Annotated in this window: 8 protein-coding genes; 3 read left to right on the plus strand and 5 right to left on the minus strand. The window is 46.7% G+C overall.

Going from position 1 to position 13,579, the window contains the following annotated elements; genetic code table 11:
* Positions 1 to 12: 12 nt before the first annotated feature.
* The 3 genes from GA520_RS13555 to GA520_RS13565 all read right to left on the minus strand — a co-directional run bounded on the left by GA520_RS13555 (position 13) and on the right by GA520_RS13565 (position 8,441).
* Positions 13 to 2,265: a GspE/PulE family protein gene (locus tag GA520_RS13555; protein WP_163338379.1), complete on the minus strand. Its 2,253-nt coding sequence runs from the start codon at positions 2,263 to 2,265 to the stop codon at positions 13 to 15.
* 644 nt (positions 2,266 to 2,909) lie between these two features.
* Positions 2,910 to 4,760, minus strand: coding sequence for a hypothetical protein (locus tag GA520_RS13560; RefSeq protein WP_163338378.1), 1,851 nt, complete (start codon positions 4,758 to 4,760; stop codon positions 2,910 to 2,912).
* A gap of 342 nt (positions 4,761 to 5,102) precedes the next feature.
* Complete coding sequence (locus tag GA520_RS13565; protein WP_163338377.1) at positions 5,103 to 8,441, minus strand: transglycosylase domain-containing protein; 3,339 nt, start codon at positions 8,439 to 8,441, stop codon at positions 5,103 to 5,105.
* Positions 8,442 to 8,816: 375 nt separating this feature from the next.
* Here GA520_RS13565 and GA520_RS13570 point away from each other — a divergent pair, with 375 nt between their 5' ends.
* From GA520_RS13570 to yhbY, 3 genes are all read left to right on the plus strand, one after another.
* Positions 8,817 to 10,562, plus strand: a complete 1,746-nt coding sequence (locus tag GA520_RS13570; RefSeq protein WP_240910159.1) for a LysM peptidoglycan-binding domain-containing protein — start codon at positions 8,817 to 8,819, stop codon at positions 10,560 to 10,562.
* 151 nt (positions 10,563 to 10,713) lie between these two features.
* Positions 10,714 to 11,910, plus strand: coding sequence for a TraB/GumN family protein (locus GA520_RS13575; protein ID WP_163338375.1), 1,197 nt, complete (start codon positions 10,714 to 10,716; stop codon positions 11,908 to 11,910).
* A 39-nt stretch (positions 11,911 to 11,949) separates the two neighbouring features.
* Positions 11,950 to 12,282, plus strand: a complete 333-nt coding sequence (yhbY, locus tag GA520_RS13580; RefSeq protein WP_163338374.1) for a ribosome assembly RNA-binding protein YhbY — start codon at positions 11,950 to 11,952, stop codon at positions 12,280 to 12,282.
* Positions 12,283 to 12,292: 10 nt separating this feature from the next.
* Here the strand turns inward: yhbY and GA520_RS13585 are convergent, their stop codons facing one another.
* Both GA520_RS13585 and dut read right to left on the minus strand, forming a co-directional pair.
* Positions 12,293 to 13,060, minus strand: a complete 768-nt coding sequence (locus GA520_RS13585) for an MBL fold metallo-hydrolase (protein ID WP_163338373.1) — start codon at positions 13,058 to 13,060, stop codon at positions 12,293 to 12,295.
* A 4-nt stretch (positions 13,061 to 13,064) separates the two neighbouring features.
* On the minus strand, positions 13,065 to 13,532 hold the full coding sequence (gene dut / locus GA520_RS13590) for a dUTP diphosphatase (RefSeq protein WP_163338372.1): 468 nt from the start codon (positions 13,530 to 13,532) through the stop codon (positions 13,065 to 13,067).
* Positions 13,533 to 13,579: the final 47 nt, after the last annotated feature.

Genomic DNA, 13,579 nt, shown 5'->3' on the forward strand with positions numbered 1-13,579 from the left:
GCCACAGAGTAATCAGGCGGTGCAGGTGCTCATCACCTGTTTGAGGTCGGTCCTCCCTTCAAAGATGAGATGTAAGCCTTCCTGGAGAAGCACGGTCATACCTCCGTTAATGGCCTCCTGCTTGATCTCTTCAGAGCTGGCCTTGTCTATAATCATATCCTTTATGGTCTGGGTGGCAACCAGCAACTCAAACAGACCCGCTCGCCCCCTATAACCGATATTATTACACGCCTCACAACCAACTGCACGATACAAGGTGAAAGAGTCTGAATAGTAAGTCTGCATCTGATCGTAAAAAAGGATGCCGTAACTCTGGGCCAAGTGATCAAATTCCTTCTGGCTTGGATGATATTCCTCCTTACAATCCTCACAAAGTGTCCGTACCAGCCGCTGTGCCAGGATACCGAGAAGTGAATCGGCAAAGTTGAAGGGATCAAGTCCCATATCAATGAGACGAACAATCGTCTCGGCCGCCGAGTTGGTATGCAGGGTGGAGAACACCAGATGGCCTGTAAGGGAGGCTTCGATAGCCATGGACGCGGTTTCTTCATCACGCATCTCACCGACCATGATAACATCCGGATCCGCCCGTAAAAAAGCTCGCATGGCAGCAGCAAACGTATATCCGATATTCGGTTTGACCTGTACCTGCCTGAGCCGATACTGGGTTATTTCAACCGGGTCTTCTGCGGTCCATATTTTTTTATCGACGGTATTAATATGGCTCAAAGAAGAATGGAGTGTTGTAGTCTTACCAGAGCCGGTTGGTCCAACGGCAAGAAAGAGGCCGTGTGGTTTCTCAAGGAGCGGTACAAGTCTGTCCAGGATTCGCTTGGGCACCATATTCTTTATCGGAATCGGTTTAGAATCTGCCAACACCCTCAACACCACATCCTCGTTCCCACCCGCTGTCGGAATGGTCGCCACACGCAACTCGACCTTGTCTGCCCTTGTGGTGGTAAACTTTATCTTCCCGTCTTGCGGTTTTCGTTTTTCCGCAATATCGAGATCGGCCATTACCTTCACCCTGGCAACAACTGATTTGACATTGTGCTTGGGAATACGGAACTTGTTGATGCACTGCCCGTCAACCCGAAAGCGAACCTCCGAATCCTGAACCGCCCCATACGGTTCGAGATGAATATCGGAAGCCCCTGCGTAGTAGGCATCTTCAATCATCGAGTTAACGAGCTTGACTGCAGGACTGTTATCTAATTCAACCTCCTCCTCAATGACCTCCTGCTCTTCCTCAAAATCGTCCTCAAACTCTTCTTCAATCTCTTCTTCAGGAGGTGGGGCAATGGTATCGAGACACTCCCTGATGTCATCCCCGAAAGAGAGGAAAAAGCGAGCTTCTTCCACCCCAAAAACGTGTTTTATTTTTTCTGTTTCGGCCTGGTTCGCAGGATCCTTGGCTGACAGATACAACCTGTTATCCTTTTTTTCCAGTGGAACAATCAGGTTTCTCCTTAACAACTCAATATCAACCAGGGGGACCAGTTTTTTTGCGTTAAAGAGGGATTGCTTTAAATCGACGAACCGTGTCTTGTATACAGCGGATAACGCATCTCCCAACTCAGCCTTGGCTACCAGGAAGTTTTCCATCAATATGGTTTCCACCTCTCGTTCCTGCTGGGTGGCGATCACCATAGCCCGTTCCATCTCCTGAGCTGAAATAATCTCCCGACGGACCAGTTCCTCATACCTGAGAGGAACTTTTTTTCCGGTTTTATAGTGATTAAAAAGAGCTATACCAAGTGTTTCTGACAATTCACCGATCCGTCTCTCATCCTGGACATCAAAATCAGCTCCCCCATGCTTGTTCATTAACTGGATAACACCTAAAAGATTATCACGATGAACGATTGGTGTTGAGAGCACCTGCCGGGTTCTCGACCCGTATTTGGTATCCCAGGACTGATCAAAAGACAGAGTCGGATGAATGCGGGTCAACTCCTCCTGGTCATAAACGTTGGATATATTCAGTGTTGTTTTTGTATCCGCAACAAAACCGACAATTGATGACCTGCTGATCGGCATCCGGATCTTTCGCAGTGAATCACCCGGTAACAAGACCCAGGAAACGAGCTGACCCTTCTTGGCATCTACTAGAAAGATAGTTGCCATCTCCACATTATAGACTTTAAGGATCTTGTTGCGCAGTCCTACCATTATGGCATTCGGGCTTGAAGCTGAATGAATCTCATTTGTCAGCTTTCTCAATCGCTGATCAAACCCGCTTGTTTTTTTTACCGCGCTCGTCATGCCGTTACCTCATCAAACAAAAAAATAGTAAACAAAATTGCCATCAAATAAATAATCACAATACACGTAAACATTATTAACATGCACAGCAACAAGATACTACTATTACTTGATTTTTAACCATCTGGAAACACATGCACAAAGTAACCAAACCGTACACATCAGTCCGAATCATAACCCTGACAAGGTGTATCGTTTCCTACTCCAACAACCATCAGGGTGCGTGCATTAACTGCCTACCACCTCCTGAAATTGTCCGGGAAAAATGCCAGAGAGTCAAGATACATCTAGCCCGAACATTTCATAAATATCAGTCACATATATAAATATATAAGTCATTTCATATTATTACTGCTGTTTTGACAATGCTTTACGGTAAGATTTTGTGCCTTGGATTGATATGTTCGATTTTCACTCTACGAGCATGCCTGCTGATCCCGCACTATTCGAGATCAGGAGTTTTCGGTAATTTCTACCGCAAAACCCCTGTCCCAGGATTATGGACCCAACAGGCGAAGGAAGGAACCAACCCTGGTGTAAGACAAGGATGCATTACGGATAAATCCTTAACTTTTGCAAAAAAAAGAGGTGTCATCTCCTCGACGACACCTCTTTACTCAACTACAGCAATATCTGCATAAAAATCAATTTTCCAGCGGAACCTCCAGGATCGGTGATGGCTCTTGCACAGGGGCCTCCGGGCTCACCTGAATATCAAAAGCGTCTGTCGGTTGGGTTGACATATAACTACCACCGTTATCAGCGACAGAAAGCAGATTTGGATCAATACTGTTCATTTCCTGCTCAACTCGTTTGATATTACCTCTCACCTTTTCCGTAATTTCCACCTCAGGATATTTGACCAGGATATCCTTTAACATCCGACGAGACTCTACAAGAAGCTTTTTCTGAGCTTCTATATCCGAGGTCTTGGTATACCGTATAAAAAGATCCGCAGCTTTCCGCCTGTCTGCCCTTGCTGCAAGTAAAGACACCTCCTCAATTTTCTCCTCAGCCTTTGCGCCATACTCAGTGCCAAGCATTTCGGTGAAAATATCTATAGCTTCGTCAAACCGCTCCCCTTTTACCAGCAGCATACCACTATTCCACTTGCGCTGCAGTTCCTGAACCTTCGCAAGTTTCTGGGTTTCCCTGTCCACTGCCTCAGCCAACATCAACTCATCCATCCGCGCCTTCAACTCGAGCTGTTTCTTTTCATCTATAATATCATCGGGAATGGTACCCAAAAGATCAACAGCTTCCTGGTATTTGTCCTCCCCTGCAAAAGCATCAACCTCGGCTAGAAAAGCATTCAGCCACTCATCTGCCCTGGCAAGGGCCGTTGTCTTAATAATATCAGCGTTTGAGGCAACTGCAGAATAAGGATAACTCTGGAGAAATTTATTGGCCTGCCAAACAACCTTGTACCCATCCTTTTCCGGAATAAAACCGAGATAATTCCTCAACAGACTCGAATATTCAGTCAGCTCAGGGCTTCCCTGCAAACTTCTTTCAAGAATAGAAAGCTGCAATTGGGACCACTCCTCAATTTCCCCGACCTTGCTGTAATCTCCAGATATTTTTTTGTACTGTGCTTCGGCTGCAATAAAGTTTCCACTTGCAGTATAGAGATCGGCAAGCATCTTTCTGAGCGAAATAAGATCCGTCGACTGTTCCTTTGATGCCGACATCTGATCGACGACCTGCAAATACATCTCGGCGGCGGCCTCCTCCTGATGGAGGTACATCAAGGCGTTGGCATACGACAGTCGTGCAGCAAGGCTCACCCTGTCGAGCTGGCTCTGCGGAATCTGAAGCCAGACCTGCACCACCTCCTCATACTCCTTGTTACTCGCATACCTGGCGATCAAGGCTTCAAGTTGAGCGAGATCAGCACCCTCTTCCCGTTGCTCCCAGCCGGCAGCCCTGTCTTCCCCCGACGCCAACAATCTGCCACAGGGACCTTCCAGAAAAGCTATATCCTTCTTCTGTAATTCCCCCATGGATACGCGACTGGTTCCACCTGTTGAGCCGGGTATCCGAGTCATATTCAAAACACTCTCCCGCAGTTCGTTGTAACCACCGAGAACCTTTTGCAAACTCCTGAAACACCGGACCATCTGCTCCGTATCTTCCTGGCTGACATTTACCATCAGCGATTGGTTGTCCAACTCTTTCCAGCGATCGAGTTTGCGTGAATATTCAAAAATCCGATCATTCACATAACTCATAGAGGGGAGCACTTCATCCTGGGTAACATCCTCCAGGCTAAGCTGCTGTGTATCAGTGATATCAAGATACCGGGGCTGCTGGGTCATTTTTGCTCCATTCTCGCCCTGAGTATTGATTACAGTGGCAGGAATCTGGGAATTCTGGCCCTGTTGCGGTACCTGCTGCTGAGCCGGTGGCGGTGTTACCCGCTTCGGAGGTTGGTAACAGCCGGACAGACCGAGCAGGGCATATACGCCAACAGCTATATATATGTTTTTTTTCATAATTATCGCTAAATAAAAAGTATAAAACAAGGAATGTTAATGATATAATTGCGCATGTATAGCAACAGAGGCGTTCAACATGCCAAACCTACAAAATCACACTATCGATGATATATCGGTACATTATGACAGATTGTTTAATCTATCAATAATCCAGTCTGAATGTCCCCCTCCCGTTTCCCTGTAGAAATCCACCTGTCATGACAGTGAACAAACCCTGCCCCTTGTCCATTTAAAGATGTAATAGAGAATGGCACAAGGACGATTAAATAATCAGACTACCGACAATGGTACCATATGTGCTTTACAATTCAACCAAAGGATCCTTTTCAATTCTCTCAGCTATCTGCTACCCGAGCCGGCTACTTTCCAGAACGGCTCAAAATATCTGGCTGGTTCATACCTGCCAGCTGTGTCCACTTCCCCAAAAGTGAGAATTGAAGGGGAATACCTGTTAGCAGCACTCACAGGTGTAACAGGTTCGGGTACAATCCCGCCGTTATCCTTATCGACGGCCAGGTTCTGCTGCCCTAACTGCTCCCATTGCAGTTGCAACCCGGAAAATGAAAGATCAACAGGATCCATTCGTGAACCGTATTCGTTATGGGCAACCAATTCATTGACAATATCTATCCAGGCAGGCAAGGCACCGGATGACCCGGTAATACGGATAGTACCTTTGCGCATGGGATCATTGTCGTCATAGCCCGCATATACACCCACCGCATACCCATCCTCAACAGTCAGCCCTTCGGCACCATCGTGAAGACCTGGCAGATATCCATAGAATGAGGCATTGGTATATCTGTTCGCCGTACCGGTTTTTCCTAAAAGCGGAACAGACAGATCAAGACTATTAATCTCACTCCCCTTATCCTCCCTGTCCTGCAACCGTACCTGCTTATCAGCTTTTCTGCCGGTCCCGAACTTGATGACATTTTCCAGGATATGCCCCAGAGCGATCCTGGTTTTATCATCCAGTACCTTTACATGTCTTCGCTCAGGCTTATAAAGCAGTTTCCCATCCTCGGACTCGATCCTGTCAATGATCAACAGATTGTCGTTCTCCTCTTGGTTGGGAGACAGACCATATGTAGTCAGTTTGCCGGTTACCAAGGTCTCGTACATCCTGGTGGTTTCCAGCAAAGTAGTTACGTTTGCTCCTAAAGGAAAAGAAAGAACAGGCTCCATCTTTGAACGAATACCCATCTTTGAGGCGAGACTAATCAGGTACCTCAATCCGGTATAAATCCTGAAATCGTCAATTGCTGAAAGCACTTCAAAACTATAAGGTGGCAAACGTTGCAACCTCTTATACTCCTCTTCAACAAGCGCCGCCAGCAGATCAAACGAACCGACTGAAACAAGGTCGTAAAGGCGTATTTCACGCCAGAATTCATCACGCTCCCAGGGCATCATCTCAAAAATCTGCTCCCGAAGCCGTGACCTGGAAATCCACTCCATATCCGGTTTGGCTTTGGAGGCAGGAAGAAAAACATATTTATCAATCAACCGATTGTAATAGAGAAGGGAGAAATCCTTCGACTCCATCAGGTCCTGCTGAAAGACGCCTAAAGGATCTTCGACCATGCTGCGAAAGACTTGTAACGATTCACGAATCTGCTCAAGTTTGAGATAATTCACATCGAGTACATCTCTTCGAAATTGAAGTTCATTCCATTCAGTATTCGTCAGCTCATCGGAATTGCCGGTTTCTCTGACCTGCTCACTATACTGGTCAAAATTCAAGCCATAATGAAGGTTGGAAAAAAACGTGAACTGATCAACCATGTTCTCAAACATGAAATCCGCTTCACTGTTTTTGACAGCATTCCTGAATGCCCCTTTCTTTAAGGTACTCTTATTTATAACAATACCAAAACGGTCACGAATTCTGGTCCGGTAAGACCTGTAAGGCTCCTGCTCGCCATCTATTACACGCGGAGTTAACCCGAGGTAATCGGCAACCTCACGAAATTGAGTCGGGGTGAGTTTATCGCAGAGATGCGCCAACAGCCAGATGGAGGCAACGTTTTCGCTATGCACACCAGCCCAGCTCATGGAAACCTGCTCAAAAGGGCTCTTATGATCAGGCCTTGGAAAGTAGGGTTGATTATGAAAAACAAAGACATCACGTTTGTTTCGCAATAGGTCGCTGCTGTTCCAGCCCAGCTGCAAAGCGGCAGTAAACAGAAATGGTTTAAAAGAAGATCCCATGGTACGGTGACCATAGACGGCACGATTATAAAACCTGTTTTCCACGCCCCCGCTCATGGCAACGATTGCACCGTTTTGCAGAACCAGAGCACCACCCTGAACTAACGGATATTTTTCCAGCTCCAACAGGACGGTCCCGTTCTCATCTTTTCCCCGGACGCTAACCCAAACCAGATCACCGATCTGCAATTGCTCATAAAGAGACCTTACATCCCCGCTCCGGGACTCGGCCCAAAGGTTTTTCTGCCATTTAACGCGAGCCTCCGCCAATCGCTCGAAACTCCTCCTGTCGAGAAGACCTGTACCGATCTTTCTCCCAAAATCGATAGTACAAAAATAATCCTCCCCCTTTTCTCCTAATGATTCGACCTTTCCAAACAGAAATGCTCCCACTGTCAGTTCCCGGTCACCTTTGAAGGTTGTCTCAGCATATCTCTGTTGCACCTCTTCACGTTCATAACCACTGAGCAGCACATCGATTCTAGAGAGATCATGCCGTAAGGCATGGAGTGTTTTCTCCTGAATATCTTTGTCCACGGTGGTTATAATCCGGATACCGGAAGTAGAAACGTTATTGACACCGTGCTGGGCCAGGGCTTGTGTCACCTCCTCTCCGGAAACAGCATCTTTCACCATCTCCATGACATAATCGAGGGAATAACCGACCTGGCCCTGATTAAAATTGATATTTTTTGAAAGTGCTTCGCGATACCCTCCAAAACCAAGCATCTCGAGCTCCAGCATTTTATCCAGCACATATTTCAGGCGGGTACGTGCCCTTTCCCTGGCCAGATCTGATGCCTCTTTGGTCTTTTTTATAAACGGGTTGTAATAGTTGGGGCGTTTAACACTACCGGCAATAAAGGCACACTCCACGAGATTAAGGTCTTTGGGTTCTTTATCGAAATAATAGCGAGCGGCAACCCCGAGTCCGTGACCGTTTCCGCTCACATAAAACTGGTTGGCGTAGAACTCAAAGATCTTCTCCTTGGGATAATGGTATTCAAGACGTAACGCATAGAGCAGCTCCTTGAACTTTGCCTTAAAGGATCGTTCTGTTCGCTTGAACAGGTTTTTCGCTGTTTGCTGGGTCAGGGTACTGCCTCCCTGTACAACTCTCCCTGCCTCAATGTTTTTGATGGCTGCACGAGCAATACCGAACACATCAAATCCAAAATGACTGAAAAAGCGATTATCCTCGGCCGCGACCAGGGCATTGACAAAATCCGTTGGAATTTCGCTAAATGTCACATATTGCCGATGGGCCTTATCAAAAAAGACCCCAAGCTGAGTCTGATTGTCGTTATAGAAAACGGGGCTTTCTTTTCCCAGAATGGCATCAATATTATTGGCATCGATCTCATCTCCGGGTTCTAATACGATCTGCCAGTAGAGGAATCCGCCCCCCGCAACTGCAGCAGAAAAACAGAGAAAGAATAAAAACAGAAATATTTTTTTTAGCATGACTGCCCAATTTGCCGATATAACAGCAACATATATGTTCGTTTAAACAGAGAGCGTTTCACTATCTGTTGGAAATTCAACGTGTTTTTTCCCATAAGTTTCTCGCGCCTTTCCTTCCGACAATTGCCAACCAAAGAACAGGTCCGTGACCTGTTCAAAAAAAACCTTGTATTTCCTGCTGAAACTGCATTGCTGAAGTTTCATAATCCTTGCATTTTCAAGACGCATCGGTTTTAAATATGGTCCAGTGTGGTGACAGCTGAAAAACTGACCAGAATGTACACAGTTATGCCACAGATCTCAATACACTTTTCCGGACCGGTTCAATCCATTTGATCAGGCCCGATACTAATATGGAGTTACCTACTGTTGCTTATGCGTCAGAGTCTTTTCAGATTACTTATCCTGTCATCCTGCCTCACAATTCCCTTATTTCTTACCGGTTGTATAGCTGACAAATCCCTTAACCTGCTAAAGGAATTCCAGGGGTCTGTCGAGGAACCTGTTCAGCAGCAACACGACGATCCTGAGATGCAACTTGTGCTGTCGGAACAGGAAGTGTGTCTGGATCAGGAACTGGAAGCACTGAGCGAAACAGGTCAGTGGGTGCATGAAACATCAGAAGCAACAGAGCCAATGAACGCCAGGGAGGTCAAATACGATTTCCCAGTCGTCATGAACAAACAAGTCGAAGCGTATATTGAGCTTTACAAGACCCGGCAGCACAAGATCTTCAGCCGCTGGCTGGCGCGTTCCACCCGTTATCTCCCTTATATGAAGGCCGAATTAAAAAAGGCCGGATTACCGCAGGACCTGGCCTATCTTGCCATGATCGAAAGCGGTTATAACCAGCGTGCATACTCCAGAGCCCGCGCTGTAGGCCTCTGGCAGTTCATGAGTGCGACGGGACGTCAATACAATCTGGCTATTAATAAATATATAGATGAGCGGCGCGACCTGGAGAAGTCCACCACCGCCGCAATCGCCTTCCTATCCGACCTGTATAAGGAGTTTGGAGACTGGCATCTTGCTGTCGCCGCCTACAATGCTGGGCCAGGTAAGGTAAGATCGGGTATGCGGCGACATAACGTCAATACATTCTGGGATCTCGCCCAGAAAAAACACCTTCGTCTTGAAACAAAAAGGTATGTGCCCAAACTGATCGCCGCAATTATTATCAGTAAAGACCCGGAAAATTTCGGCTTCACCAATATCAATTATGCGGATCCGCTTGAATACGAATCACTCGAGGTGGGCCCGGGCCTGAGCCTGGATGCAGTTGCCCTCATTGCCGGCAGTAAAGTTAAAACCATAAAAGACCTCAACCCGGAACTGCGAACAGGAAAGACTCCGCTTAATAAAAGTGAATATTTCGTAAAAATTCCACCAGGCAATATGGTTTTGGCTCAGAAGAATATCGACAGATTGCATCGTTATGTAAGCACCGGTTACAAGACCCACACCATCAAAAATGCAGACACAGTTCATTCAATTTGCAAGAAATATAACATCAATACCACTACACTTCTTAAAGTTAACAACCTGCGCTCGCAGAGACTCGTCGCCGGCACAAATTTGCGAATCCCTTACAGTACGGTAAAGTACCAACTCTTACCGGAAGGTGACAGTAGACAATTAGCAGCCTACAAAGACAACCTGATTCTCCACAAGATCAAGAATGGAGAAACCATCTCAAAAATTGCAACTCGATACAGTGTCCCTGAAGAAATGATCGTCTCCTGGAATGGTCTTAAGAGTGTGCACCGTATTCGTGCAGGTCAACAACTTGCCCTCTACATCAAGAAAGAAGGTGGCCCGGCAAACAGTACAACGCAAACAGCATCAATGATAACTGCTAAAGCTCATAAGGTTTTAGCCGCAAACAGTACCGAGCAATCACCGGTTTCCAGCCAAATCACTATTTTATCAGACAATAAAAAACGAATCCCATCATCTTCCGGTGCTGATGAACAGTATGACTGGTACCAGGTTAGAAACGGAGACTCGATCTGGAAGATTTCCAGGAAGTTCAATATTTCCGCTGCTCAGATCCGAAAATGGAACAATCTTAAATCCAACCTTATTCACCCGGGGAGTCGGCTTAAGCTGAAGAAAGTCTAGGTAAAAGCTCGTTTAGCGATACACCTCCCTCTTGCCTTTTGGATCATGAACCCTATTGTGTAGATGCCCGCATAATAGGGTTAAAGAAACATGTCTGGAGATTGTTCTGCACATGCGTCGATCCAGCTACCAGTCCTCATAGCCATAAATCATGACAGAAACAGAAGAATTAGTGAACGAGTATAGCTCAGACGTTCATCGTGTGGAACGAGATGGGAAAACCATTTTTCTTGTCGGCACGGCCCACGTATCCCAGGAATCCGTCAATCTTGTTGAAAAGGTCATTATCGGGGAGTCCCCCGATCGTGTTTGTATCGAACTCGACGAGCAGCGATATCAGGCCATGACCAAGAAAGACCAATGGCAGGCACTCGATCTCAAAACAGTTATAAAGAACAAACAACTCTCTACCCTGCTGGTCAGTATTCTCATGGCTTCCTACCAGAAGCGTCTTGGAGGCAAACTCGGTGTCACTCCCGGTGCTGAACTGCTGGCTGCAGCCCAGACGGCAAACCGTGAAAATATTCCCATCTCGCTATGTGACCGGGATGTTCGCATCACCCTAAGGCGCGCCTGGAAATCAACCTCGCTATTCAAGAAGACGTACCTCCTCTCTTCACTGCTGGCTTCTGTTTTTGATACGGAAGACATTGACGAAAAACAGCTTGAAGAAATGAAGAAAAAGGATGTACTTGCAGGCTTGATGGATGAAATGGGTCAATCCTTCCCCGATCTTAAACGGGTTCTCATCGATGAGAGAGACATCTACCTTGCCGAAAAAATCAAACAGGCACCTGGTGATAAAATCGTCGCAGTCGTCGGTGCCGGTCATGTTGCCGGAATTCTGTCATATCTTGAAAAGGACAACAACAACACACTCGACGAGATAACAACTATTCCTCCTGTTTCAAAAAGTTGGAAGATACTTGGCTGGACCATACCGATCATGATCATCGGTTCCATTGTGGCCATTGGTTTTATGAAGGGAATAAGTGTTGCAGGGGCAAATCTGCTCTATTGGGTCCTGGCGAACGGCATACCCGCAGCAATAGGATCCTTGCTCGCTCTTGCCCATCCCGCGACAACCATCGGAGCTTTTACTGCAGCCCCGCTCACCAGTCTCACCCCAGTCATCGGGGCTGGGTATGTTACAGCCTTTATCCAGGTCATGACCCGCCCACCGGTAGTTCGCGAATTTGAATCTGTCGGTGAAGATATAGCCACCTTCAGAGGCTGGTGGCAAAACAAACTACTCAGGGTCTTCCTTGTTTTCATATTTACCGGTCTAGGCTCCTTTATCGGAACCTGGGTTGGCGGCTATGAGATATTTAGCAACCTGTTCGGCTAAAAAATGCTGAAACAGGCTTAAACAATAATACGAGTTAATATGTCAGACACAGATAAAAAAGAGCTTTTTGAGCTCACCAGTAGACAAAAAAAACACCTCAAAGGCTTGGCTCACCCTCTTTCCGCAGCTATCCAGATAGGCAAGGAAGGCATTACAGAAGGTGTCATAGAAGCCATCAACCATGAACTAAAGCTACGCGAACTAGCCAAAGTGAAGATAGGGAAAAACAGCTCCACCCAAAAACAGGATGGGGGGCAGGAACTGGCCCAGGCAACCGGTAGCCACCTGGTACAGATTATCGGTAAAACCCTGGTGTTGTACCGAGCCAACCCCAAGCGCAAGAAAGAAGAACGAATCGTCTTACCAAAGTGATCTCACCATCTCAAAGGGACAGCAACGCCGTTGGCTGTCCCTGACTCGCCACCACCATCTCTGCATTATATCCGGTGTGAAAACAAGGACTGGCTGCATCAATTGCAAGATGTGGCAGGTTATTGGTTTCACTTAAATGGGCCAGAACCCCATAACGTAAAGTCGGGTGCATGAGAGCGTGCAGTAAGGATGCACCATCTTCATTGGACAAATGACCCTGTTTTGAGCGCACACGTTGCTGTAATGGCAGAGGATACGGTCCGCTTTTGAGCATTTCAGGATCATGGTTGAATTCCAGGATAAGTGCGTGGCAGCCAGCGAGACGAAGTTCCATCAAGCGGGTGACTGTACCGGTATCTGTACAATAACCAAGATAACGGCTACCATCACTTATCACATACCCCACCGGATCGGCGGTATCATGTGAAACAGCAAAGGAGTGTACTTCAAGTCCGTCAATCCCCACTTTATCACCTGTATTAAACTCCATCCTCTTATGCAGCTTTCCTACTTTATGCTCAGCCCCTTGGAATGTTCCTGAATTAGCGTACACAGGTATTTTGCACCGCCTGGAAAGAACCCCGACCCCATGAACATGGTCATTATGCTCATGGGTCACACAGACTGCAGATACATTGTCAAGGCTCCTGCCTATTCTACGTAAACGGGAGTCTAATTCTTTGCCTGAAAAACCGTTATCTATCAGTATTCCAGTACCATTGCTTTCAACATAGACGCTGTTTCCCTTACTACCACTCCCGAGCACTGAAAATTGCATGCTGCTACCTCAATCCGGTATGACCAAATCCGCCACTTCCACGTTTCGTTTCATCTAGACTTTCAACATTTTTCCATTTTGCAGTGACAACCGGTGCCAGGATCATCTGCCCCACCCGATCTCCACGTTTTAATCGAAATGGTTCTTTTCCCAAATGAACAAGACCTATCTTCACCTCACCCCGATAATCAGAATCGATAGTCCCTGGACTGTTGATGATTGTCAGCCCGTGTTTGACTGCCAGGCCACTCCGTGGACGAATCTGAAATTCGTAACCTGCCGGAATGGCAACCGCAAAACCTGTAGGTATCAGCACGATCTGACCCGGCTCAATAATAAGTTCAGATTGAATAGCTGCCTCTATATCCATACCTGCTGACCCGGATGTTTCATAAGCTGGCAGATGAAGATCCCTGGTCGATTGAGGCTCGATCCATGAAATCTCAACCTCTACGTTCCTTAGGTGGCTCATAACAAATCGTTAGCGTTTATGAAAGACAATAAAAAAAGGCCGACCCC

Source organism: Desulfopila sp. IMCC35008 (assembly GCF_010646885.2).
Taxonomy (GTDB): Bacteria; Desulfobacterota; Desulfobulbia; order Desulfobulbales; family Desulfocapsaceae; genus Desulfopila.

Bases quoted from the DNA above. Each gene is read 5' to 3' on its own strand.
- GA520_RS13555 (WP_163338379.1), bottom strand. From the start codon at position 2,265: ATGACGAGCGCGGTAAAAAAAACAAGCGGGTTTGATCAGCGATTGAGA.
- yhbY (WP_163338374.1), top strand. From the start codon at position 11,950: ATGTCAGACACAGATAAAAAAGAGCTTTTTGAGCTCACCAGTAGACAA.
- GA520_RS13560 (WP_163338378.1), bottom strand. From the start codon at position 4,760: ATGAAAAAAAACATATATATAGCTGTTGGCGTATATGCCCTGCTCGGT.
- GA520_RS13565 (WP_163338377.1), bottom strand. From the start codon at position 8,441: ATGCTAAAAAAAATATTTCTGTTTTTATTCTTTCTCTGTTTTTCTGCT.
- dut (WP_163338372.1), bottom strand. From the start codon at position 13,532: ATGAGCCACCTAAGGAACGTAGAGGTTGAGATTTCATGGATCGAGCCT.
- GA520_RS13575 (WP_163338375.1), top strand. From the start codon at position 10,714: ATGACAGAAACAGAAGAATTAGTGAACGAGTATAGCTCAGACGTTCAT.
- GA520_RS13570 (WP_240910159.1), top strand. From the start codon at position 8,817: ATGCGTCAGAGTCTTTTCAGATTACTTATCCTGTCATCCTGCCTCACA.
- GA520_RS13585 (WP_163338373.1), bottom strand. From the start codon at position 13,060: ATGCAATTTTCAGTGCTCGGGAGTGGTAGTAAGGGAAACAGCGTCTAT.